20 protein-coding genes are annotated in these 25098 nt (G+C 47.4%); all 20 read right to left on the bottom strand.

From position 1 onward, the window contains the following. A complete protein-coding gene (gene nrdR, locus ACTRXF_RS10540; RefSeq protein ID WP_022793114.1) occupies positions 1 to 480 on the bottom strand; it encodes a transcriptional regulator NrdR in 480 nt (159 codons plus the stop codon). Positions 481 to 651: 171 nt separating this feature from the next. Beyond that, entirely contained in the window at positions 652 to 1035 is a 384-nt protein-coding gene (gene speD, locus ACTRXF_RS10545) for an adenosylmethionine decarboxylase (protein WP_022793113.1), read from the bottom strand. A gap of 374 nt (positions 1036 to 1409) precedes the next feature. Beyond that, complete coding sequence (locus tag ACTRXF_RS10550; protein WP_474261912.1) at positions 1410 to 2441, bottom strand: glyceraldehyde-3-phosphate dehydrogenase; 1032 nt, start codon at positions 2439 to 2441, stop codon at positions 1410 to 1412. Between the two features lie 139 nt (positions 2442 to 2580). Beyond that, on the bottom strand, positions 2581 to 3174 hold the full coding sequence (gene coaE, locus ACTRXF_RS10555) for a dephospho-CoA kinase (RefSeq protein ID WP_474261911.1): 594 nt from the start codon (positions 3172 to 3174) through the stop codon (positions 2581 to 2583). Beyond that, positions 3147 to 4010: a DNA-formamidopyrimidine glycosylase gene (gene mutM, locus ACTRXF_RS10560; protein WP_474261910.1), complete on the bottom strand. Its 864-nt coding sequence runs from the start codon at positions 4008 to 4010 to the stop codon at positions 3147 to 3149. The genes coaE and mutM overlap by 28 nt, the downstream gene beginning before the upstream one ends. Positions 4011 to 4022: 12 nt before the next feature. Then, positions 4023 to 6647: a DNA polymerase I gene (polA, locus tag ACTRXF_RS10565; protein ID WP_474261909.1), complete on the bottom strand. Its 2625-nt coding sequence runs from the start codon at positions 6645 to 6647 to the stop codon at positions 4023 to 4025. Positions 6648 to 6909: 262 nt separating this feature from the next. Further along, positions 6910 to 8691: a two-component system histidine kinase PnpS gene (gene pnpS, locus ACTRXF_RS10570; RefSeq protein ID WP_474261908.1), complete on the bottom strand. Its 1782-nt coding sequence runs from the start codon at positions 8689 to 8691 to the stop codon at positions 6910 to 6912. After that, positions 8688 to 9398 (bottom strand): response regulator transcription factor, encoded by a 711-nt coding sequence (locus tag ACTRXF_RS10575; RefSeq protein WP_474261907.1) that lies wholly within the window; start codon positions 9396 to 9398, stop codon positions 8688 to 8690. The genes pnpS and ACTRXF_RS10575 overlap by 4 nt, the downstream gene beginning before the upstream one ends. A gap of 170 nt (positions 9399 to 9568) precedes the next feature. Continuing rightward, complete coding sequence (mdh, locus tag ACTRXF_RS10580; RefSeq protein ID WP_474261906.1) at positions 9569 to 10513, bottom strand: malate dehydrogenase; 945 nt, start codon at positions 10511 to 10513, stop codon at positions 9569 to 9571. 29 nt (positions 10514 to 10542) lie between these two features. Further along, positions 10543 to 11811, bottom strand: coding sequence for an NADP-dependent isocitrate dehydrogenase (gene icd / locus ACTRXF_RS10585; protein ID WP_022793105.1), 1269 nt, complete (start codon positions 11809 to 11811; stop codon positions 10543 to 10545). Between the two features lie 124 nt (positions 11812 to 11935). Beyond that, positions 11936 to 13051: a citrate synthase gene (gene citZ, locus ACTRXF_RS10590; RefSeq protein WP_474261905.1), complete on the bottom strand. Its 1116-nt coding sequence runs from the start codon at positions 13049 to 13051 to the stop codon at positions 11936 to 11938. A gap of 234 nt (positions 13052 to 13285) precedes the next feature. Next, positions 13286 to 13759 carry a DUF441 domain-containing protein gene (locus ACTRXF_RS10595; RefSeq protein ID WP_022793103.1) on the bottom strand — a complete coding sequence of 158 codons (474 nt, stop codon included), beginning with the start codon at positions 13757 to 13759 and terminating at the stop codon, positions 13286 to 13288. Positions 13760 to 13867: 108 nt separating this feature from the next. Next, entirely contained in the window at positions 13868 to 14266 is a 399-nt protein-coding gene (locus ACTRXF_RS10600; RefSeq protein WP_474261904.1) for an FxsA family protein, read from the bottom strand. 85 nt (positions 14267 to 14351) lie between these two features. Further along, positions 14352 to 16106: a pyruvate kinase gene (gene pyk, locus ACTRXF_RS10605; RefSeq protein WP_474261903.1), complete on the bottom strand. Its 1755-nt coding sequence runs from the start codon at positions 16104 to 16106 to the stop codon at positions 14352 to 14354. Between the two features lie 84 nt (positions 16107 to 16190). Then, complete coding sequence (gene pfkA / locus ACTRXF_RS10610; RefSeq protein WP_474261902.1) at positions 16191 to 17150, bottom strand: 6-phosphofructokinase; 960 nt, start codon at positions 17148 to 17150, stop codon at positions 16191 to 16193. A gap of 211 nt (positions 17151 to 17361) precedes the next feature. Further along, positions 17362 to 18324 (bottom strand): acetyl-CoA carboxylase carboxyltransferase subunit alpha, encoded by a 963-nt coding sequence (locus ACTRXF_RS10615; RefSeq protein WP_022793099.1) that lies wholly within the window; start codon positions 18322 to 18324, stop codon positions 17362 to 17364. A gap of 15 nt (positions 18325 to 18339) precedes the next feature. Continuing rightward, complete coding sequence (accD, locus tag ACTRXF_RS10620) at positions 18340 to 19185, bottom strand: acetyl-CoA carboxylase, carboxyltransferase subunit beta (protein WP_462865667.1); 846 nt, start codon at positions 19183 to 19185, stop codon at positions 18340 to 18342. Positions 19186 to 19450: 265 nt separating this feature from the next. Then, positions 19451 to 20686, bottom strand: coding sequence for an NADP-dependent malic enzyme (gene ystJ, locus ACTRXF_RS10625; protein ID WP_022793097.1), 1236 nt, complete (start codon positions 20684 to 20686; stop codon positions 19451 to 19453). Positions 20687 to 20800: 114 nt separating this feature from the next. Then, complete coding sequence (locus ACTRXF_RS10630; protein WP_474261901.1) at positions 20801 to 24097, bottom strand: DNA polymerase III subunit alpha; 3297 nt, start codon at positions 24095 to 24097, stop codon at positions 20801 to 20803. 41 nt (positions 24098 to 24138) lie between these two features. Then, positions 24139 to 25098, bottom strand: a complete 960-nt coding sequence (locus tag ACTRXF_RS10635; protein WP_474261900.1) for a DHH family phosphoesterase — start codon at positions 25096 to 25098, stop codon at positions 24139 to 24141.

Below are 25098 nucleotides of genomic sequence, written 5' to 3' on the forward strand. Positions count from 1 at the left end.
TTATGATTTTGATGAATCTTCTTTATTTTCTTTATCAATCAGTTCTTTTAATTCATTGATGAATACATTTATATCACGAAACTGCCGGTAAACAGAAGCAAAACGGACATAAGCGATTTCATCAATATCCGCTAGCTCTTCCATGACAAGCTCCCCGGCTTCCTCGCTTTTCACTTCTGTTCGTCCTTCTTCCCGCAGTTTATTTTCAACCCTCGAAACGATGCCCTCGAGCGTTTCCATTGGGATTGGCCGCTTTTCACAGGCTCTGATCAAGCCTCTCAGCATTTTTTCCCGGCTGAATTCCTCCCGGTTCCCATTTTTTTTCACTACGACAAGCGGCAGTTCTTCCACAATTTCAAATGTAGTGAAGCGGTGGTGGCACGTATCACACTGACGCCGGCGCCGGATGGAACGGCCTTCATTGCTCGGCCTCGAATCCAATACACGTGTGCCATTGGAGTAGCATACAGGGCATTTCATTATTATCATCTCCAATTTGATGGGCGGTCTCTATTTTTATTGGTTCTATCATATCACATTCGCTCCTGGCGGGAGGATGACAATTTGTGTATTTCTTTGAATCCCTTGTACTGCAGGCAATAAAAAACCGTTCAAGCAGCTACCTGTGCTTAAACGGTGTTCGTATGCGTATTATAGGGCATTCGCTTCCGGGCGCTCTACACGGATAGGGCCTGTACCGCGGGGGATTTCTATTGTTTCTTCCGCTTCGGCACCGAGTGAACCGGCAATATATTTAGCCGCCGTGTTCGGATCAATATGGTCTCCGCAAGTATACACATCGATGCTTGCATAGCCGTGTTCCGGAAAGCTGTGAATCGTTAAATGCGATTCTGAAATGATGACTACTCCGCTTACACCCTGCGGTGCAAATTTATGAAAAATCACTTCTCTTATTTCAGCGCCTGCTTTTAAAGCGGCGTTTACAAAGATACGTTCGATTGCATTTACATTGTTTAAAGTTTCTTCGTCACAACCCCAGAGCTCGGAAATGACATGGCGTCCCATTGTTTCCATGGTACGTTTCCCCCTTTGTTTCTTTTTATTACATCATTAGGTCGTTGTATTTTTATCGGCCCGTCACGTTTTAAAGGCTACTCTGGGGGAAAGTTAGTCCAATTTGGCACTAACCCTTACAGTAACCGCTAGTATACCTGTATACGCCTGAAAACTGTGCATTTCTGCCGTCAAATTCAAGGACGCACAGGCACGAAATTCAGTATACGATGTTTATTTGCAATTTGCAACCAGTTTTCACATGCAGCATCTTTAAAGCTTTGATCCAGGGCTTTAATGCCTGTATATACTCCATAACTTCTGTACATAATTCCCCATAGAGGATAAACAAAAAAGCGCCCCACTTACGGGACGCTTTCCCACATTAACGATTTTTAAAACGAAGCGACGGAGGAGTAGCCGACAGCTGGTTCTCCGACCATTTTTACCAGATCCACTACCCGGCAGGAGTAGCCCCACTCATTATCGTACCATGCAAGCACTTTAACCTGGCGGTCGTTAATGACCATGGTGGAGAGAGCATCTATAATAGATGAATTTTCGTTTCCATTAAAATCTGTTGATACGAGCGGGTCCTCGCAGTAGGAAATAATACCCTTTAACTTTTGCTCAGAAGCTGTTTTCAGCGTTTGGTTGATCTCTTCTTCGGTGACCGGGCGCTTCATATCAATGACCATATCCACAAGTGACACGTTCGGCGTTGGCACCCGGAGAGCCATACCATTCATTTTTCCCTCCATGGAAGGAATCACTTCTGAAAGAGCTTTAGCTGCTCCGGTAGACGTCGGGATAATCGACTGGCCGCAGGCTCTCGCCCGGCGCAAATCCTTGTGGGGATTATCCATATTGTTCTGGTCATTGGTGTATGCATGTACAGTTGTTATTAAACCGCTTTCAATACCGATGTTATCCTCAAGCACCTTGACGACCGGCGCAAGGCAGTTCGTCGTGCAGGATGCGTTTGAGATTACGTGGTGGCGTTCCGGATCGTAGTCTTTTTCGTTTACTCCCATTACGATGGTTGTATCGACTTCTTTGCCGGGAGCAGTCAGCACGACTTTTTTAGCTCCGGCTTCTATATGCATTTCAGCGTCAGGGCCACGGTTGAATTTCCCCGTCGCTTCGACCACAATATCTACACCCAGTTCTTCCCACGGAAGTTCGAGGGGATTTCGGTTTTGAAGCAGGCGGATCCGTTTTCCGTCCACGATCATTTCGTCCCCTTCGGATTTTACTTCAAGCGGAAACGGACCGTGCACACTATCGTATTTCACTAAATGAGCCAGCGTTTCAGGAGGATACATGGCATTGATGGCTTTCACTTCAATTTCAGGGTCCATCATTGCCTTTCGAAAAACCATACGCCCAATTCGTCCGAAACCGTTGATCGCTATGCTTGTTTTCATTTAATATCCTCCTCTGGAAATATGTTATACTTTTATAAGTAAAATCTAAAAATAGTATAACACATTGATAGCGCATTCTTGCAACCTATTTTTAAAAAATAACCACTTTCTTTTACGAAAAGTGGTTATCCATCCGTTTTTATTTTATTTTCCATTGATGGAGCAGCTCGTTCACCTGGGTTTTGGTTTCCTTTTCTGTCCCCGAATTATCGATCACTGCATCCGCCAGCTCTCTTTTTTCTCCGAGAGGCATTTGCGATTTGATTCTCGCAGCCGCATCTTCTTCTCCCCGGCCGTCACGCTCCACGAGCCGCTGCTTTTGCGTTGCTTCATTGACATAAACGACGATAATGCGGTCGACCAGAAAGTTTAAATTGTTTTCGAGCAGAAGCGGGATGTCGAGCACGACATGTTCATTTCCTTCACGTACGAGATCATCCCGTTTGCTCATCATGCGCTGCCTGACAGCCGGGTGAATAATTTGATTAAGCACCTGGCGTTTTTCAGTATCATTAAAAATGACAGAGCCTAATTTTTTTCTATCGAGCGTTCCATCAAACTGGAGAATTTCCGGGCCGAAGTGCTCAATAATCTGCTCCAGGGCAGGCTCCCCCGGCTCCACCACTTCCCGTGAAATCACATCAGCATCAATCACGGGAAGGCCCTGCTCCCGCAGAGCGTCTGCCACCAGTGACTTACCGCTTGCTATTCCGCCTGTAAGGCCGATAACCATTCCGTCCCCTCCTTCGTCTGGCAGACTGGACAGTAGTGCGTACCCCGGCCCGCTACTACAGCCCGCTCAATTTCATGACTGCATACTTTGCACGGCTCCCCTTTTCTTCCATATACAAACAGATTTAATTGAAAAGCGCCGGCCTGTCCGTCTCCATTCACATAGGAGCGTACCGTGCTTCCTCCCTGTTTGACTGCCTCTTCGATCACTTCTGTGATCTGCTTTCGAAGGATTTCTACCACAGGCTTTTCAAGTCCTGCGGCCGGAGCGTCCGGCAGAACACCCGCCCGGAACAGCGCTTCATCCACATAAATGTTTCCGAGACCTGCAATAATTGATTGGTCGAGCAGTACCGCCTTAATACTGCGCGAGGTTTTTTGAAACCGGGCGTGCAGGTAATCAGCGGTAAAAGAAGCATCACGATAAGGCTCCGCCCCGAGCTGGTTCAGCGGTTTTTCGTTCCACTCCTCTCCTCGGCTGAACACGTGCATCGTGCCGAATTTACGCACGTCACGGTAGCGGAGCTCCGTACCGTCGGTGAAATAAAAGCGCACATGCGTGTGTTTATCCGGCTCCCCGCCGTCACTCCATTCGTAACGTCCTTCCATACGCAAGTGGGAAACAACAGCCAGATCTTCAAGATAAATTACTAAAAATTTCCCTTTACGGTGCACGCGCTCGATCGTCTTTCCTCCAAGCATCATTGAAAAGGCTTCATGGTCATCGGGGCGTTTAATAATATTAGGCCAGTATACTTTCACGGTCTCCACCGTTTTTCCAACGGCCGTGTCTTCTAAATTCCGCCGGACCGTTTCTACTTCCGGTAATTCAGGCATCGTTCTCTCTCCTTATTTCGCATCATACCATGTCGGGCCCTGGGCCACGTCTGCTTTTAAAGGCACCGACAGTTCAATTGTCTGCTCCATCAGCTCCGGGACAAGCTCCTGCATGGTTTTCACTTCATTTTCGGGTACTTCAAAGATCAATTCGTCGTGTACCTGCAGCAGCAGCCGGCTGTTCAGTCCTTTTTCTTCAAGGGCTTTGCTTACATCCACCATCGCTTTTTTAATAATATCAGCCGCCGTGCCCTGAATAGGAGTGTTCATAGCTGTTCTTTCTGCAAAGCTGCGCTGGTTAAAGTTGCGGCTGTTCATGTCGGGCAGATACCTGCGGCGGTGCAGAAGTGTCGTTACAAACCCGTCGCGTCTCGCTTCATCCTTGATCTCATTCATGTAATTCTGCACGTTGGGATAGCTTTTTAAATAGCTCTCAATAAATTCTTTCGCTTCGTTTCTCGTAATGCCAAGGCTCTGCGAAAGGCCGTAATCCGAAATGCCGTAAACGATTCCGAAATTTACAGCTTTCGCACTTCTGCGCATGTTGGATGTCACTTCGTCGTGCCCTACGCCAAACACATCCATCGCAGTTTTTGTATGAATGTCCATATTGTTCTGGAAAGCTTCCTTGAGCCCCTCATCATCTGCAATATGAGCGAGCACCCGGAGTTCAATCTGTGAATAGTCTGCCGATAAAATAGACCACCCGGATTCAGAAGGAATGAAAGCCTTCCGGATACGCCGGCCTTCTTCAAGGCGGATTGGGATGTTCTGCAGATTCGGCTCAGTAGAACTCAGCCGTCCTGTCTGCGTAATCGCCTGGTTGAACATCGTATGAATTTTGCCCGTAGTTGGGTGAATAACTTTTAGGAGCCCCTCAATATATGTCGAACGCAGCTTCGAAATCTGGCGGTACAACAACAGACTTGGAATAATTTCATGCTGGTCACTCAGTTTCTCGAGCACATCCGCCGACGTGGAATAGCCGGTTTTCGTTTTCTTAACAGCCGGCAGTCCGAGCTCTTCAAACAGAATTGGCCCAAGCTGCTTCGGCGAATTAATGTTAAATTCACGCCCGGCTTGTTTGTAAATTTCTTTTTCAAGCTCTGTGAGGCGGCCGTCCAGCTCATCACCGATCACCTCAAGCTGCGAACGGTCCACAGAGATGCCCTGGGTTTCCATCTGTCCGAGTACAAGCGACAGCGGCATTTCCAGCTCCTTAAACAGTTCGAGCTGCTCGTTCTGTTTTAAGTCCTCTTCAATTTTCCCCTGCAGCCGGTAGACGGCTTCACCTTTCCGGATCAGATGCTCTGCCAGTGCTTCTTCCTCCGGCTTCGTACGTTTGGCCCCTTTACCGTAAACAGCTTCGTCGGTGTCCACCACCTGCAGATTCCGACGTTTTGCTATATCAGATACGTGATGCGAAGATACAGAGGGATCAATTAAATAGGAGGCTATCAGCGTATCATGGGTGATACCCCGGAGTTCCACGCCTTTCCAGCCCAGAGCAACGACAGCACGCTTTGTATCAAACGTATATTTTTCTTTGGATTCGTCTTTAGCCCATTCCTGGAATGCTTCACTCTGCAGCGCGTCTTCTGTGGAAACAAAATACCGGCCGGTTTCATTAATAACCGCTATGCCCCAGATACTCCCGTGGTGATAATTTTCTTCCGGCACTTCCACCACCAGGGCAGACGGGGAAACGAGCATATCCTCCTGCACGTCTTTTACATGCTTGTATGCCAGCTCATCGAATGTCTGCTGCGCTTCATCAACGTCATCAAATTTGTTTAACAGCGTTTGAAACTCCAGCTCGCGGAAAAGATCTGTCACTTCTTTTACGTCATAGTCTTCATGCTTTAATTGCTGAAGCTCTAAATCGAGCGGCGTTTCCCGGTAAATAACAGCGAGTTCTTTGCTCATTTTCGCCTGTTCTTTATTTTCTTCGAGCCGTTCCTTCATTTTTTTTCCGGAAATTTTATCAATGGACTCCAGTACTTTATCCACGGAGCCGTATTCCTGTAACAGCTTTAATGCGGTTTTTTCCCCGATCCCGGGCACGCCTGGAATATTATCCGAGCTGTCCCCCATCAGCCCCTTCATATCAGTAATCTGAAGAGGAGTAAGGCCGTACCGATCCTGAATCGCATCCGGGTCATACAGTTCGGTGTTTGTTATTCCTTTTTTGATAAAGGAAACATGCACGTGAGGACTGACCAGCTGCAGCAGGTCCCGGTCACCAGTATAGATGCGCACGTCCCAGTTTTCATCCTCGGCCCGTTTCGAAAGGGTGCCGATAATATCATCTGCTTCATAGTTCTCCTTTTCGATATAAGGAACTTTAAAAACGTCCAGCACTTCACGAATGACTGGAAGCTGTTCGGATAACTCAGAAGGGGTTTTTTCCCGGCCGGATTTGTACTCGCTGTAAGTATCGTGGCGGAAGGTTGTTTTCCCGGCATCAAAGGCCACCAACACGTGGCTTGGCTCCTCGTCCTCCAAAATTTTTAAAAGCATGGTTGTAAAGCCGTAAATCGCATTTGTATAAACGCCTTTATCGTTATTTAAAAGAGGCAGGGCAAAAAAGGCCCGGTAAGCAATACTGTTTCCATCCAATAATACTAGTTTACTCAAATTATTGTCCTCCTTATTACAAAAAGCCGAACCGGCTTCTTATGTACTTCATCAAGCGGGCTTTCACGTTCATCGTTATATTTTATCATACACCGTGGACAGCGTCAGAATGTCTACCTGAAAAAAGCATAAAAAAAGAACGAAAGCCAAGGGGTGCTTTCGTTCCAGAGGGGATGCAGCCCGCTACAAAAACAGACAGCGGATGAAAACCCGTTCGACCACTATGTTATCGCATAAATGTAAATAGGTCGTTTACCGGAGGTTAAGAATTTGTAAATTCTTCCTCTACGGGCTGTCTCTCCCCGGGAAAACGCAGTGTGAATACCGTTCCTGCGTCCCTGGTGCTATTCACTTCGATACGGCCGCCGTGGGCGTCCGTCAGATGTTTAACAATAGCAAGTCCGAGCCCGGTGCCGCCCGAACCGCGGCTTCTCGCTTTATCAACACGATAGAACCGCTCAAAGATACGCGGCAGCTGCTCGGGACTGATACCGATGCCGTTGTCTTCTACTTCAAGCACTACTTCCTCTGCTTCTTTAAACAACCGGACCTGCACTTCCCCGCCTTCTTTTGTATAAATAATGGCGTTATTGACCAAGTTGATAATAATTTGTTTCAACCGGGCTTCGTCCCCATCCATATAAATTCCTGCGTCCACACGCGAAGTAAGCAGCAAATGTTTATCAATCGCTTTAGGCTCAAGCAGGCGGACGGCTTCTGCAGCCGTATTGCTCACATCGAATCGTGACCGGTTTAATTCAAAATAATCCTGCTCAATTCTTGAAAGCTCCAAAAGATCACTGATTAAATCCTGGAGCCGGTCGCTTTCTTTCCAAATAATATCCAGGAACTGTCTGCTTAGCGCTTCGTCATGCATAGCCCCGTCCAGGAGCGTTTCGGTAAAGCCTTTTACGGAAGTAACCGGCGTTTTTAATTCGTGTGATACGTTCGCGACAAAATCTTTCCGCACTTCCTCCAGCTTTTTCAGCTCTGTAATATCATGCAAAACAAGCACAATGCCGCGCAGCTCATCTTTTTCCCCCAGCACCGGAGCACCGTAGACGTGGAAAAAACGCACTTCAAGTTCATGAAGCATCTGCACAGTGGCACTGGACCGGCTCTCTGTTAAAAATATTTTCTGGATAAGCTTAATGATCTCTTTCTCGTCCATTGCTTCATAGTACAGTAAATCGAGCCACTGGCTTGTGTCTTCCTTAAAAATACGGGCACAGTAGGCATTCATCAACGTAATTTCGCCGCGGCTGTTTATAAATACCAGGCCGCTTTCCATCGTATTGATCAGCGTTTCAAGCCGTTCCTGCTGCTCCTGATTTTCCTTTGTCACACTTTCAAGATTAAATGCGAGCACGTTAATCGAACGGGTCAGCTGACCGACTTCATCCTGCGTACTTCCATAAGCCCTGGCGCTGAAATTTCCTTTAGCCAGTTCATTGGCCGTTCTTGTAGCCTGAGTAATTGGTTTCGTCAACTGATTTGTCACTTTTGTTGTAATATATAAAATGATCAGAAGCGCGATACCAAAGCTCCCAATCAAAGTTCCCCAGATCAGCCAGTTAGTGGCATTGATCCGTTCAACAGGAATAGCCAGCCTCATATAATGCGTATCGTTTTCATACGAAAATGGCACAGCGTAATAAAGGAGCTCTGCTTCCACCGTCTCACTGTACCGCAGATTACTGCCTTCACCGTTTTCCCGCGCTGATTCTATTTCCGGACGCCCGAAATGGTTATCGAGTTCTTCAGGCTCCGCTTCAGTTTCTCCAATCACGGTTCCGTTTTCATCCATAATCGTCACACGGACATCCAGCTGGCTGCTGATATTCTGTGCCAGTGCTTCCCAGCTTTCTTCATTTCGTTCTTCAGCAATCGAGGCAGAAAGGTTGGCCTCCCTTTCCAGACTGTTCTCGAGCTCATCCACGTAAAGAGAACGGACAATCTGTCCGATCACAAGCCCTACGACGGTCAAAACGATTAAAATAATCGCCATCAGAGCTACGATCAGGCGGGTACGGAATCTCCTCATGCAGGTGCCGGCTCCTCAAATTTATAGCCAAGGCCGCGGACCGTTTTGATGTATACCGGTTTTTTCGTATTCGGTTCAATTTTTTCACGCAGATGACTGATATGTACATCAACGATTCTCGTGTCTCCGACAAATTCGTAATTCCATACTGCATTCAACAGCTGGTCACGCGTAAGCACCCGTCCTTTATGGTTAATTAAGTACACGAGCAGCTCAAATTCCTTCGGCGTCAGCTCAAGCGCTTCTTCTTTTACATATGCTTCATAATTTTCCGGATACACTGTTAAGTGGCCGATGCTTTTTCTTTCTATCTTTTCCATTTCCGTTTCCTGTCCGGAATAGTCCACTCTGCGCATGATCGCCTTGACACGGGCAACCAGCTCACGAGGACTGAACGGCTTTGTCATATAATCATCGGCTCCCAGTTCAAGACCGAGTACTTTATCAAACTCTTCGTCTTTTGCCGTCAGCATCAAAATTGGTACCTGAATCTTTTCTGTCCGGATTTTCCGGCACACTTCAAGGCCGTCGATCTCTGGAATCATTAGATCGAGCACAATTAAATCGTACTTTACCTCCTGTGCTTTCCGGAGTGCTTCCACGCCGTCGTAAGCTGTATCCACCACGTATCCCGACTGCTCAAGATTGTATTTTAACAGCGTTACGATGGATTCTTCATCGTCTACTACCAATAACCGTGTTGCCATATGAACCCTCCGCCTCTCAGCGCCCCCCTTGGCACTGATTATTTTCCCGAGCTGCTACATCTGTCACATTCATCATACTATAAGCGAGTCATACAGCTCAATGTTTATCGCTTTTCTCCTGATGGCATAAAAAAAGCTGCCTGTATCGTACAGGCAGCTTCAGCACTTCTTTAATCGTTCGGTAATGCCTTCATGACATCACGAACAGAATCAGCAGAAGTATTCAATTGATTTTGTTCTTCATCTGTCAGCTCGAGCTCGATAATTTTTTCCAACCCGTTACCGCCAAGAATGGTCGGTACCCCGAGGTAAAGATCATTATATCCATATTCGCCTTCAAGAAAAGCAATAGATGGAAGCACTCGCTTTTTATCTTTTAAAATCGCTTCAACCATTTCCGTGAGAGCGGCGGCTGGGGCGTAATAAGCACTCCCATTACCGAGAAGCTGCACAATTTCCCCTCCGCCCTTGCGCGTGCGTTCAATGATTGCGTCAATACGTTCCTGGGATATGAGCTTAGTCAGCGGCACTCCGCCAGCGTTAGAGTAACGGATCAGCGGTACCATGTCATCTCCGTGGCCACCAAGAACGAATCCCTGGATGTCTTCAACGGAAATGCCGGTTTCCTGGGCGACAAACGTACGGAAGCGTGCCGTATCGAGTACTCCGGACTGACCGATAACACGGTTTTTAGGAAAGCCGGATTCTTTGTACACCGCATATGTCATTGCATCTGCCGGATTGGTGAGCACGACAATAATGCATTCCGGCGAATGCTTCACCACTTCTTTTGTGACAGATTTCATGATTTTTGCGTTTGTATTAATCAGATCATCCCGGCTCATCCCCGGCTTTCTTGCAATACCTGCTGTGATTACGACAATGTCCGATCCAGCTGTATCAGCGTAATCCGAGGTGCCGGTCACATTAACATCCGACCCATATACTGGAGTCGACTCGAGCATGTCGAGTGCTTTTCCTTTTGTCGGCCCTTCATTGTCCGGGACGTCTACAAGCACTACATCCCCAAGCTCTTTCTGGGCAACCATAAGAGCCGTAGTAGCACCTGTAAAGCCGCCACCTATAACTGATACTTTTCTGCGCGTAATAGCCATGCATGCTCATCTCCTATCAATTGATTGGATTACATATTGCTGATTAGAGCGTCACCGAATTCAGAGCACTTCACTTCTTTTGCACCGTCCATCAGACGGGCGAAGTCATAGGTTACGACTTTGCTTCCGATGGTTTTGTCCATGGATTGAAGCACAAGCTCGGCAGCTTCATTCCAGCCAAGGTGACGAAGCAGCAGTTCTCCGGAAAGGATAACAGAGGAAGGATTCACTTTGTCCAGGCCGGCATATTTTGGCGCTGTGCCATGTGTAGCCTCGAAAATAGCGTGTCCTGTCTCATAGTTGATGTTGGCGCCTGGAGCAATACCAATGCCGCCAACCTGCGCAGCCAGTGCGTCGGAAACATAGTCTCCGTTTAAGTTCATAGTGGCTACTACATCAAACTCTTTCGGACGTGTCAGAATCTGCTGCAGGAAGATGTCTGCAATAGCATCTTTTACGATGATTTTGCCTTCGCTTACCGCTTTATCCTGAGCAGCGTTTCCTGCTTCCTTGCCTTCTTTTTCTACGATTTCATCGTATTCGCGCCATGTGAAGACTTTATCTCCGAATTCACGCTCTGCAAGGTCGTAGCCCCAGTTTTTGAAGGAGCCTTCGGTGAACTTCATAATATTTCCTTTGTGTACGAGGGTTACACTTTCACGGCCTTCATCGAGTGCGTATTGAATAGAAGCACGGACGAGGCGCTCAGTGCCTTCTCTGGAAACAGGTTTTACACCGATACCGGATGTTTCAGGGAAACGGATGTTTTCGGAGCCCATTTCATTTTGCAGGAAGTCGATTACTTTTTTCACTTCATCTGTGCCTTCCTGGAATTCAATACCGGCATAAATGTCCTCAGTGTTTTCACGGAAAATAACCATGTTAACGTCTTCCGGACGCTTTACCGGGGAAGGTACGCCTGTAAAGTGCTGTACCGGACGCAGGCATGTAAACAAGTCAAGCTTCTGGCGAAGTGCTACGTTCAGGGAACGAATGCCTCCACCGATAGGAGTGGTGAGCGGGCCTTTAATAGCGATTAAGTATTCACGGATAGCATCCAGGGATTCTTCCGGGAGCCATTCGCCTGTTTTATCGTAAGCTTTCTGACCTACAAGAATTTCTTTCCAGTGAATTTTCTTTTCACCGTTATAGGCTTTTTCTACAGCTGCATCCAATACTTTCTCTGCTGCAGCCCAGATGTCCGGACCAATGCCGTCCCCTTCGATATAAGGGATGATTGGTTCGTTTGGCACCGTTAAATTACCATTATTAGTTTGAATCTTTTCTCCGTTAGACATAAAATAAATCCTCCTTTAATGTGATCAACTTTTCTTTTTTACCCGGACATCAAATCATGCCCGGGACGCTGAATAAGCGGAAGCAGGAAAACGAAGCACCGTTTTCCACAATTTCAGTTCCAGTTTACCGTTCGTCAAGAGAAACATACGTTTTATTTTCCGGGCCGACATATTCTGCACGCGGACGGATTAAACGATTATTTTCATACTGCTCAAGAATATGAGCGATCCATCCGGACGTACGGCTGACGGCAAAAATCGGTGTAAACAAGTCGTGGTCAATGCCGAGACTGTGATATACAGACGCTGAAAAGAAATCCACGTTCGGCAGAAGACCTTTTTCGTTTTCGATTTTTTCTTCAACTTTCATCGACATGTCATACCATTTTGATTCACCGGTAACTTCTGTCAGCTGACGGGACATCTCGCGCAGGTATTTGGCACGAGGATCGCCATTTTTATATACCCGGTGCCCGAATCCCATAATCTTTTCTTTGTTATCAAGAAGCTTCTGCACATAGCTGTCCACATTTTCCGGGGTTCCGATTTCTGTCAGCATCCCCATTACACGCTCATTGGCGCCGCCGTGAAGCTCGCCTTTTAATGCGCCGATAGCCGCTGTTACTCCAGAATACATATCCGAAAGGGTGGCTACACAAACACGGGCAGTAAATGTAGATGCATTCAGTTCATGGTCAGCATGCAGAATCATCGCTTTGTTAAACGCTTTAATCGATGTTTCATCTGGTGCTTCTCCGTTTAGCATATACAAAAAGTTTGCAGAAAAGCTCAGTGCAGGATCAGGCTTAATCGGGTCTTTTCCTTTTCGAACTCTTGCAAAACCTGTAACGAGAGATAGAATTTGTGCCTGCAGCCGCACCGCTTTACGCTGGTTTGCTTCTTCGCTCATGTCATCAGCTTCACTGTCGTAAAGGCTCAACTGCGAAACTGCAGTACGAAGAGCAGCCATAGGGCGCACTTTATCGACCGGATACTGTTTCATATATTCAAAAATTTCATCCGGTACACTCATATTATCCATGAGCGACTGACGGAAATTATTATATTCTTCTTTGGTTGGAAGCTCCCCGTACCAAAGCAGATAAATAACTTCTTCAAAAGAGGCATTTTCTGTCAGGTCATCAATATGATAGCCCTGGTATCTCAATACATCATCAACAATGGAGCTGACACTGGAAGTAGTAGCTACAACGCCTTCTAAACCACGAGTTGAACTCATTACACAATCTCTCCTTTAATTCAAAAAGTATAGCGTATGTACTGAAGAAGAAAATGCTTACATTTTCCTTTTAATAAAACATACGCTTCGAAAACAGAACGGTTGGTCTGTTTTTGACATAAAAGCCCATTGCACTGCAACTTTTTGGAGGTATAGCGCATTCAATTGTGTATACAATAATGACTTTTTCCCTGTTAAGGCAGCCGGAGATACCTCCGGCTGTTATTCAGCCGTCTATCCGCCGAGAGAGGAAAACCACTCCACGGCTCTCATTGCAATATAAGCGATGCCGGCCCCGATAAGAGGCCCGACGGCAATACCGTTAAACAGAGCTACTGCTAAAATGGTGCCAAGCACAAGTGCAGTAGTGATATGCGGATCTGTCTGAAGAAGCTCTACACCACCCTTGGCAATAAGCGCCACCAGTATGCCCGAGGCGAGCGCAATCCATGCATAATAGGAACGAACTGCTTCACCGAGCTGGCGAAAGCCAATGTCCCCAGTAGCAATGGGGACCAGAACCGCAAATGTCAAAATAGTAACAGCAATTTCAATGCCTTTTGCCTGCATAAACGGAAATATTTTATCGCCCAGTCCTGTCCATTTAATAACGATTAAAGCAGCGACAGCTATGATTAATGACTGGTTTTTTGCGAAAATCCCCACCGCAAGCAGTATAAGTAAAAAAACTGAGGCTTGCGATAACAATGCATGGTCATCCTTCCAAATTAAACGCTCCTAATAATCCTACCACATTTGACAATTTCATGTCATGTACGCCCGGAAAGTTTTCAGAAGTTTCAATCGGGAGCAGGCTTACCACCTGCGCCCCATCACTCTTATATTCCCGTTATCCACCATTTTTTTAAACCATTTCTTTAAAACGGCTTTCATTCCTCTTCTCGACCACGGAATTAACAGGCTGAAACCGAGAGCGTCTGTGATAAATCCCGGGGTGAGCAGCAGCGTGCCGCCAACAAGAATACAGACACCATCCAGAACAATATCCCCAGGCATCTCCCCCCGCTGCGTCTGCATCTGCAGCGTACGGAACACCTGCAGGCCTTCCCGTTTCGCAAGCCAGGCCCCAAGCAGCCCGGTCGCAATAATGAGTGCAATTGTCGGCCATATGCCGATCGTGTTGCCGGATAATATTAATACACCTACTTCTGCGGCCGGTACAATAATCAACAGCAATAAAAACCATTTACCCATCTGCCCGCCCCCTTTCATTTAAAAATTTATCCAGATTTCTTCGTCGTTTCAGCATTACCGGGTTATAGTTAGTTCTCAGAATCTCTTACAATACACTCGCATGTCCGCGGTAAATGTCGCCTCTTGAAGCGTCGACTGTAATTTCTTCGCCATCTTCAAACAAGTTTCTGGCTTCTTCAACCCCGACTACTACAGGGATACCCAGATTCAGTCCTACAACAGCAGCATGGGATGTCAAGCCGCCTTCTTCTGTCACCACAGCCAGCGCTTTTTCCACAGCAGGCATCATATCTTTATCCGTTGCTTGAGTGACGAGCACCGCGCCCTCTGTCATTTTGGCATTTGCCTCTTCTGCACTGCCTGCAACCACTACTCGTCCTGATGCAGTGTAACGGCCAATGCCCTGTCCTTTTGCCACTGTTTCTCCGATCACGTGGACCTTCATCAGGTTAGTCGTTCCTGTTTCACCTACAGGTACTCCGGCAGAGATAACTACAAGGTCCCCACGACTGACAAGCTCTTCCGACAGAGCTTTGCTTACGGTGACATCAAGCATTTCATCGGTAGTACTCGATTTTGTGCCAAGCAGTCCCTGAACGCCCCAGATTAAAGCGAGCCGGCGATAGACACGTTCATTACTTGTAACTGCAATGATCGGTGACTCCGGACGGTATTTTGAAACAATACGTGCAGTATACCCGCTTTCGGTGGCGGTCAGAATCGCTGAGGCATTTAATGCATAAGCCGTATAGGCAACGGACTGCCCGATGGAGTTGGTAATTGAAGGCTTGCTTTCTTTGGTTTTTTCATCAAGCGTATTCCGGTACTGCAGGGAGGATTCTGCTCTAAGCGCGATGTTGCTCATTGTTTCCACGGATTCCACTGGATAGTCCCCGGCTGCTGTTTCCCCGGAAAGCATGATAGCATCTGTACCATCGAAAATGGCATTCGCCACATCACTTGCTTCAGCACGGGTTGGACGCGGGTTGTGCTGCATGGAATCGAGCATCTGAGTAGCTGTGATGACTGGCTTTGCCAGGAAGTTGCAGCGTTTAATCAGACGCTTTTGTACGAGTGGTACTTCTTCTGGCGGAATTTCAACTCCCATATCTCCGCGAGCCACCATCAGGCCGTCAGATACTTCCAGAATTTCCTCGACGTTGTCGATGCCTTCCTGGTTTTCAATTTTCGGCACGATAAACGTGTCTTCAGCTCCGTGTTTTTCCAGGAGCTCCCGGATTTCCAGCACGTCAGAAGCCCTGCGCACAAATGAAGCTGCAATAAAATCTACGTTGTTTCTAATTCCGAATTCGATGTCATCCGCATCTTTTTCTGTGATCCCTGGCAGATTGACCTTCACATTTGGAAGGTTAACGCCTTTTTTATTTTTCAGTTCGCCGTTATTCAGTACTTTCGTATGAACTTCCTTGTCTTCGATACCGGTTACTTCAAGCTCAATCAGTCCATCATCAAGAAGAATTTTTTTGCCGACCTCCATATCATCAGTAAGGCCATCGTGGGTGACAGAGATTTTTTCTTTTGTCCCTACGACTTCTTCTGTGCTGATGATCAGCGGCTGTCCTTTTTCAAGCTGAATAGCGCCGCCTTCCATCGTATGAGTCCGCACTTCCGGACCCTTGGTGTCCAGCAGAATAGCAACGTTTTTTTTCAGGCGGGCAGAAACTTCACGTATGCTGTCAATCCGGGCCTGATGCTCATCAAAGTCCCCGTGGGAAAAGTTGAGTCTCGCTACATTCATGCCGTTTTCAATTAATTTCTCCAGCGTTTCCGGCGCTTCACTTGCCGGTCCTATCGTACATACAATTTTTGTTTTTCGCATGATTTTCCTCCTGTTCTCTCTCTAAAATCCTAGTTCATTGTACCATAGAAACTTTTCATCCGTGACACTGCGTTGACCCCGGAATTAAATCGACAGTTCCTGTGACAATTTATACATGCCGGAGTCTACCTGATGCTTTTGCCTAAGCACCTCCGGAATGGATTTATCAACAATCTCATTTTTTTCAATGCCGACCATCCGTCCTTCTTTACCGTTTAAAAGAAGCTCCACGGCCCTTGCTCCCAGACGGCTTGCGAGCACACGATCAAATCCGGTTGGCGAGCCTCCGCGCTGGATATGGCCGAGCACGGTCACCCTCGTTTCAAGATTCGTCGTTTCCTGAATTTTTTGGCCGAATTCTGTTCCGCTCCCCACGCCTTCAGCGATAATGATGATACTGTGTTTTTTGCCCCTCGCGTGACCACGGCGGAGACGGCTTACTACCTGATCCATGTCATACTCTTCTTCTGGAATAAGAATCGTCTCTGCGCCGTCGGCGAGCCCGGACCAGAGTGCGAGGTCACCGGCATCTCTGCCCATTACTTCAATAACGTATGTACGCTCATGTGAAGTGGCGGTATCACGGATTTTATCAATAGCGTCGATGACTGTGTTCAGCGCCGTATCAAAGCCGATTGTGTAATCCGTTCCCGGAATGTCATTATCGATTGTGCCCGGCACGCCAATCGTCGGATAGCCAAGCTCGGTCAATTTTTCAGCACCGCGGAAGGAACCGTCACCGCCTATGACGACCAATGCTTCAATGCCTCTTGCATTCAGCTGATCCACTGCCTTCTGGCGTCCTTCGGGTGTACGGAACTCTTCACAGCGGGCGGTATACAATTTCGTTCCGCCGCGGTGGATAATATCCCCAACGTCGCCAAGCTCCATTTTTTTGATATCGCCTTCGATCAGCCCGGCATAACCGTACTGAACCCCGTAAACCTCAAGATCGTGATAAATCGCCTTCCGAACAACAGCACGTATGGCTGCATTCATTCCCGGAGAATCTCCTCCACTAGTTAGTACTCCAATCCGTTTCATTCCATAACTCCTTCCCTTTGCATTCCTGTTTATCATTATACCCGTTATAGACCCGATGACACAAAAGTAATTGTATTTAAAAAAACCGCTTTAATCAAAAAGCCGCACTAACAGGGGGCCTCTGTGACAGTCCCCGGTACGGCTTTTTCAATATCAGCTGAACAACAAGGGCCCGTTCGATTTCATAAAAAAAGCGCCACCCGGCGCTTTCCTAAAAATCACTTTCTTCAAACGTACCCATCTGCTTAAATTTTTCATACCTTGATTCTATTAATTCATTCGGCGTTAATACGAGCAGATCCTTCAAAGACTGCTGAAGCGTTTTTCGCAGAATAGCCATCTGTTCTTTCGGATCATGATGGGCCCCTCCCCGGGGTTCCTTCACAATCTCATCAATTACTCCAAATTCCTTCAGATCTCCGGCTGTGATACGCATAGCTTCAGCAGCTTCCCTTGCATATGAAGCATCCTTCCATAGAATAGAGGAAGCCCCTTCTGGAGAAATCGTCGAATACCATGAATTTTCGAACATATGTACATGATTCGCTACTCCAAGCGCTAGACCGCCTCCGCTGCCGCCTTCTCCGATAACAACACTAATTACCGGCACTTTCAGCCCGGCCATTTCCATCAGGTTACGCGCAATAGCTTCACTTTGGCCCCGCTCTTCCGCTGCTTTTCCGGGATAAGCGCCCTTCGTATCAACGAAGCAGATCACCGGCCGGTTGAACTTTTCGGCCTGCTTCATAAGACGAAGCGCTTTGCGGTACCCTTCCGGATGCGGCATACCGAAATTCCGGCGCACATTTTCCTTCGTATCCCGTCCACGCTGATGTCCAATAACAGTTACCGGGCTTCCTTCAAAAAAGGCAATGCCTCCGACAATCGCTTCGTCATCGCCAAAAAGCCGATCGCCGTGCAGTTCAATGAATTGTTCAAACAAACTGTCGATATAATCCAGCGTGGTGGGCCGCTCCGGGTGCCTCGCGATCTGCACCCGCTGCCACGGCTTTAAATTATTATATACTTCTGCTTCGAGCTGCTCCAGCCGCTGTTCCAGTTTTTCTATCTCTCCGCTTAAATCAATGTCCTTCTCATCTGTGAAGCTTTTTAATTCATCGATTTTGTTCCGAAGCTCCATGATTGGTTTTTCAAAAGGAAGATGATTTTCCATTGTCACTTACTCCCTTCACGTATGCATCTGCACGATTGCGGACAAAACATTTTTCATGTCCTGCCTATGCAGTACCTTGTCGAGCTGTCCGTGTTTAAGCAAAAATTCCGCTGTCTGAAAGTCTTCGGGAAGCTCCTGGCGTATTGTCTGTTCAATTATTCTTCTTCCGGCAAAGCCTATCAATGCTTCCGGCTCGGCAAAATTGTAATCTCCGAGAGAGGCAAAGCTTGCGGAAACGCCGCCGGTAGTAGGGTGAGTCATAACTGATACAAATAAAAGCCCTGCTTCATCCATTTTTTTCAGCGCTGCACTCGTCTTGGCCATTTGCATGAGACTGAGAATCCCTTCCTGCATACGGGCTCCGCCTGAAGCTGAAAACAGAATAAAGGGTGCATGGAGGTCAAGCGCCCGTTCGATTGCCCGTGCGATTTTCTCTCCGACTACCGACCCCATGCTCCCCATCCGGAACGCCGGGTCCATGACACCAAGAACCACCGGGGTGCCTCCGATCGTCCCTTCACCTGTGACGACAGCTTCTTTATGACCAGTCTTTTTCTGATCCTTTTCAAGCTTTTCTTTGTATTCCGGAAACTCCAGAGGATCTGCCGAAACCATATGAGGGTTTAATTCCCGGAAGGAATCTGTATCGAGGATCAAATCGATCCGTTCGGAAGGAGTCATCGGCATATGATGACCACAGTGCATACAGACATTGGCATGCTTCATTAATTCCTTCGTATACACAATTGTTTTACATTTAGGGCACTTTGTCATAACGCCTTCATTCATTGTTTTCGGCTGTTCCCGTTCAGCCGGCATTGAAGCATATTTCCGCCTTTTGCTGAATAAATCTTTGATCATCATAAAGACACCTTCTTCATATTTAATGCTTGGCTGCTCCGCAAATAATAAAAACGCAAGCAGACTGCAGCGTCCCGGAATGCAATTCACCGTTCAGCGGGTGTACATAACGCAGCGCTGTTGTTTTATTTGCAGACGTACATCAGGAGCGACCGTTTTGTCAGCGATCGCTCCTGCTATTAGTCTCCCACATAGTCTATCACATACAGGCTCTAATATATAGGAAAAGCCAGACATCTTCAATGGCTAAGAGTATAGGTCTTTACTATTCTTCGATATCAGAAAGAGCTCTTGTTTTTTCCTTGATTTTTTCCGGATCAGCATTTTTTCGCGCCACACCCGTTTCCATCGCTGTTTTCGCTACTGCTGCTGCTACTTCTGGAGCGACTCTCGGGTCAAAAGGATTTGGAATAACATAATCTTCGTTCAGCTCATCTTCGGTAATCAGCTCTGCAATAGCATATACAGCTGCTTTTTTCATGTCCTCGTTAATGTGGGTCGCGTTTACATCAAGGGCACCCCGGAAAATACCCGGAAACGCAAGCACGTTGTTTACCTGGTTCGGAAAATCGGAGCGGCCTGTGCCAATTACTTTCGCTCCGGCTTCCTTGGCATCGTCCGGAGTGATTTCAGGGTCCGGATTAGCCATCGCAAAGATGATAGGGTCATCATTCATGGACTCTACCATTTCCTTCGATAATACTCCCGCCACAGAAACACCAATAAATACATCCGTATTCTGTACAACCTCTTTTAATCCCCCGGAAACATTTTCATTGTTCGTTACTTTTGCGACTTCCGCTTTCATGTCATTCATGCCTTCCGGACGACCTTCGTAAATCGCTCCCTTGGAGTCGCATAAAATTACGTCTTTCACTCCAAAGCGGCGCAGAAGTTTAATAATAGCAATGCCGGCTGAACCTGCCCCGTTAATAACTACGCGGATTTCAGACATATGCTTTTTGTTGAGTTTCAGGGCGTTGATTAACCCGGCTACAGTGACGATTGCTGTGCCGTGCTGATCGTCATGAAAAACAGGAATATTCGTTTCTTTTTTCAGCCGTTCTTCAATGACAAAGCAGTTAGGAGCGGCGATATCTTCAAGATTCACGCCGCCAAAAGTCGGCTGCATTAATTTTACCGTTTCTACAATTTTGTCGACATCATTTGTTTCGAGGCAGATCGGAAAAGCATCCACACCCGCAAAGGATTTAAACAGAACCGCCTTTCCTTCCATAACAGGCAGAGACGCTTCCGGGCCGATATTACCCAGCCCAAGCACGGCAGAGCCGTCGGATACAACCGCTACCATGTTTCCTTTCATTGTATATTCAAATACCTTTTGTTTATCATCAAAAATTTCTTTGCACGGCTCGGCTACACCTGGAGAATAGGCCAGACTTAAATCTCTTCCATTTCTTACTGGTACTTTCGAGACCGTCTCCAGTTTTCCCTGGTTCTGTTTATGAATATGTAGTGCTTCCTCGCGGGTTGTCGGCATGGTGCCACTCTCCTTCAGCATATTTTATATTTTAATTATAACCCTGTGCTTTTAGAAGCACATCAAGTGTTTCATTCATTTTAATTATAAACGTTACCTATTATAACAGAATAATCAGTCAGCGGCATCTTTATTTGGTTTTAAAATAATGGAGTCTTTTGAAACAACCTTTTCAAGTTCGCGCAGGCATGCTTCCCCGGCGTTTGTTTTCAAGCTGTTTCCGAGCTGAATGGTGCGCTCCTGCTGCTCATCATAGACGATGACAGGTACAGCCCCGGGCGACTGCCGCAGTATGTGCTTAATCCGGCTCAGCGCCTGTTCCCCGCTTTCTGCCGGCAGTTTAACAAACAGCGTATTCTCCGACTGTTTTTCAAGCTCCTGCAGGGAAAGACAGTCCTCTGCAATCAGTTTGCTGGTGCGGGCCTGTTTATCGGTGCGCCCCTGAATCAGAAGGATCGATTTTTCTGTCAGCAGTGATTTTACATTCCGGTAGACGTTCGGAAATACGACCACTTCAAGCTCCCCGGAGCCATCATCCATCGTCAGAAAGCACATGGACTGTCCATTTTTCGTTCGCACGGTTTTTACGGTCCGCACGAACCCGCCGGCCCAGCGCAGCTGATTATCCGCTGGAAGCGAGCTTCCAAGGTCCCATAACCGGAAGGCAGCAAAAAGTTCATTGTAGGCATCCAGCGGATGGCCGCTTAAGTAGTATCCGGAGGCTTCTTTTTCCATCTCAAGCTTTTCTTCGCGGGTAAGGGGCTCAGCTTCAATCCAGCGCATTCTCGGGGCCAGCTCTGTGCCAAACTCCTGGAATTCCTGTTCTCCCTCGATCATCCGCAGGGAACGGTCAAGCGAAGCGAGCAGCGTCGACCGTTCAACACCAAATTCATCAAACACGCCAGCCTGAATAAGATACACAAACCCCTGACGGCCAATCGCTCTTGTATCCACGCGGTGAAGAAAATCAAGCCAGTATTCAAAACTTCCACCGCTTTTTCTTTCATTTAAAATCATCTGGATATTGTTTTTACCTGCCTGTTTAATGATATTCAAGCCAAAACGAAGATTTCCTTCCTCAATACGAAACCCATAGCCGCTTTGATTGATTGAAGGCGGAAGCAGCCTAATACCAAGCTCTTTTGCTTCCCGCTGATATTCCAGGAATTTTTCTTCACTTCGCACATGACTTGTCATTAATGAAGAGAAAAACACGGCCGGATAATGGGCTTTAATATAAGCCAGCTGATAGGAAATAACGCTGTAGGCCACTGCGTGGCTTTTATTGAAGCCGTAATTGGCAAACTGTTCAATCCAGCTGAATATTGTTTCTGCTTCCGTTTTCGGCACTCCTGAAGCTGCTGCTTTTTCGAGAAACCGTTTTTCTTCTTTTTTCATTTCAACAGCGTTTTTTTTGCTGATAGCCCTCCGGAAGGAGTCCGCTTCCCCCATTGTATACCCTGCCACTTGCACCGCAATCTGCATAATCTGCTCCTGGTATACGATAATGCCATATGTAGACCCTGCAATATCTTCAATATGTTCAGGGAGCTCAGGCATTTCTTTTATTCCATGCTTGCGCTCTGCATACAACGGGATCTGAGCCATCGGGCCCGGACGATAAAGAGCACTCACTGCGGCAATATCCTCGAAACGGTCGGGCCTGATCTGCTGCAGAGCAGATTTCATCCCTGCCGATTCAAGCTGAAATATTCCGTTAGTTTTCCCCCCGCTCAGCAGTTGATACGTTTTTTCATCATCCATAGGTATGCGTCTTAACTGAAAATTCTTCTCTATCTTTTGAACAGCCTCGGTCATATATTCAAGCAGCGTTAAATTCCGGAGCCCCAGCAGGTCGATTTTCACAAGTCCGAGAGCTTCAAGGTCCTCCATCGGGTACTGCGTTAACAGCAGCGATCCGTTTCTCTCCATTAAGGGAGTGTAGGCTTCCAGCTGTTCGCTGCTTAACACGATGCCAGCGGCGTGAATAGATGTCTGACGCGGCAGCCCTTCCAAAAAGGAAGCCGCCCGAAGGAGGGAGTCAACTTTTGGTTCGTTCTGCTGCCACTGCTGCAGCTGTTTGTCACTGGCAATTTTTCCGGCAATGGAATCGGCGCTTGAAAACATACCAGCCGTCCGGTTAATGAGCCCCTGAGGAATTTCGAGCACCCTTCCCGCATCCCTTATTGCCGCCCGCGCCCCGAACGTATTGAATGTAACGATCTGAGCCACATGGCTGTCCCCGTATTTATTCCTTAAATAATGCAGCACCTCTTCCCGCCGGTGATCCGGAAAGTCAATATCTATGTCCGGAAGCGCCGCACGTTCCGGGTTTAAAAACCGCTCAAAAAGAAGATCGTACTGCAGGGGATCCACATCCGTAATACCGATAAGGTAGGAAACGAGCGACCCCGCTGCCGACCCTCTTCCCGGTCCTACATACATTCCCTGCTTTTTGGCAAAAGCAACAAAATCCTGCACAATTAAAAAATAATCAGCGAAGCCGGCATCGATAATGACATCCAGTTCATGCTTCAAACGCTCTCTCATTTGTTCTGAGACTGCATTATAACGCTTTTGCATTCCTTTTTCTGCAAGTTTTTTTAAATACAGGCCGGCAGACTGCCCGCGCGGAGCTGGAAATACCGGAAGGTGCGTTTCCCCTAATGAAATATCTACGTGGCATTTATCAGCTGCCCGCTTCCAGTTACTGATATGTTCAGCTTCATACATAACGGATGCTTCCTGCTGCCACATTTCGAGCGAGAAAGGTCTCTGTTCTATCACGGTATCTTTCCAGACACTGCCTTTCTTCACTGCATGCAGCAGCTTGTAGGCCCGCTCCTCTTCGGTTGTCTGCATATTGATTAATGGAGACGCTGCCATTGGGAGCCCGAATTGCTCTGCAGCCCTTCTCCATTCTATTTCTTCTCCAGCCCGCGGTGCTTCAAGCCAAAGAACATCAGCCCCGAACCGTCTGCTCCATTTTTCAAAAAACGCATGTAACTCGTCTTTGCGATTCTTAAAGGTACCGGGCTCACTGTTTTCAAGCGGCAGGATAAAAAGACAACCGGCAGACTCTGCCAGTTGTTTCCATGTTACCTTTCTGTCCTGCTGCTTGTCCCCGGCCCACCGCATGAGCTGCCCGTATCCCTGGTTATCCTGCGGCAGCGCAACCACCGGAAATTCTTCGTCCTCTTTAGTGTCTCCCTGGACCCACAATTCAATCCCTGGGAGACCCTTCACCTGGTACTGCCGGCAGAGACGGTAAAAAGCCACTGCCCCGTGCATCGTGTCCCGGTCAGTAACCGCTGCCGCCGGCCAATTGTACTCTTTTGCTTTGCGGACAAGGTTTTCAAGCCGGATAGTACTTTGTAAAATGCTGTATTCCGAATATGCGTGCAGTGACATGCGCCTCCACCTCCCTTCGGCCTGGTCTGTGATGAACGTTCTTACCGCCGCTTCCAATTTCGGCAGATATTTTCAAGCTCCTGTATAATATCTTCCGTTTCTTTCCTGTTCTCTGCTTGCGCTCCTGCAGCCATTGTATGGCCGCCTCCACGGTATTTAACAGCCAGCTGATTGATCACCGGCCCGCGCGAACGAAAACGCACACGGTATGAACCCTGCTCTTCTTCTACAAAAAATACCCATGCAATGACTCCTTCTGTATCAGCAAACGAGTTAATTACCGCTGAAGATTCATTAATGGTTACATTGTATTTTCCGAGCAGCTCCCGGGTTAAGTACATGTAGGCTGCTCCGTCTTCGGTAAGCGTAAAGTTTTGAAGCACTTCTCCGCGCAGGCGCACCAGACTCTCGGGATTTTTATACATTTCGGCATAGATTGCTCCCGGGTCAAAATCAAATGCAAGCAGTTCAGCTGCCATGTGCATCGTGTTCGGCGTGGTGTTACTGAACTGGAAACGTCCGGTATCTCCGATAATCCCAGCATAGCACAGGCGGGCAGTTTCATTTGGGATTGTCCAACCGTAAGACTTTTGGGCATACAGCACCAGCTCAGTAATCATTTCGCAAGTGGAGCTTTTTTTCGTATCTACCCACATCGGCTCGCCGTATGGATCTTCGTTTGGATGATGGTCGATTTTTATAACCGCCGCTCCCTGATCCCAGCCTGCACCGTCGATTCTTGCCATATTGGCAGTGTCACACACGATAACCAGGGTTTCGGCGTCCACTTCAAACGAATGTTCATCCATCGTCGTTAAAAACGAAAGAGAGGGTTCATTTTCACCTGTAGTACCCACCTGCTTGTCTGGAAACTGTTTTCTAATCCATGCCGCCAATCCAGCCTGAGAACCGAGAGCATCCGGATCCGGACGTTCGTGCCGGTAAATCATGATTTTGCTGTATTGTTCTATCGTTTGTATGATTGCCTGAAACATCTGCAT

Source organism: Marinococcus sp. LNHM3E3-2.2, from assembly GCF_056034385.1.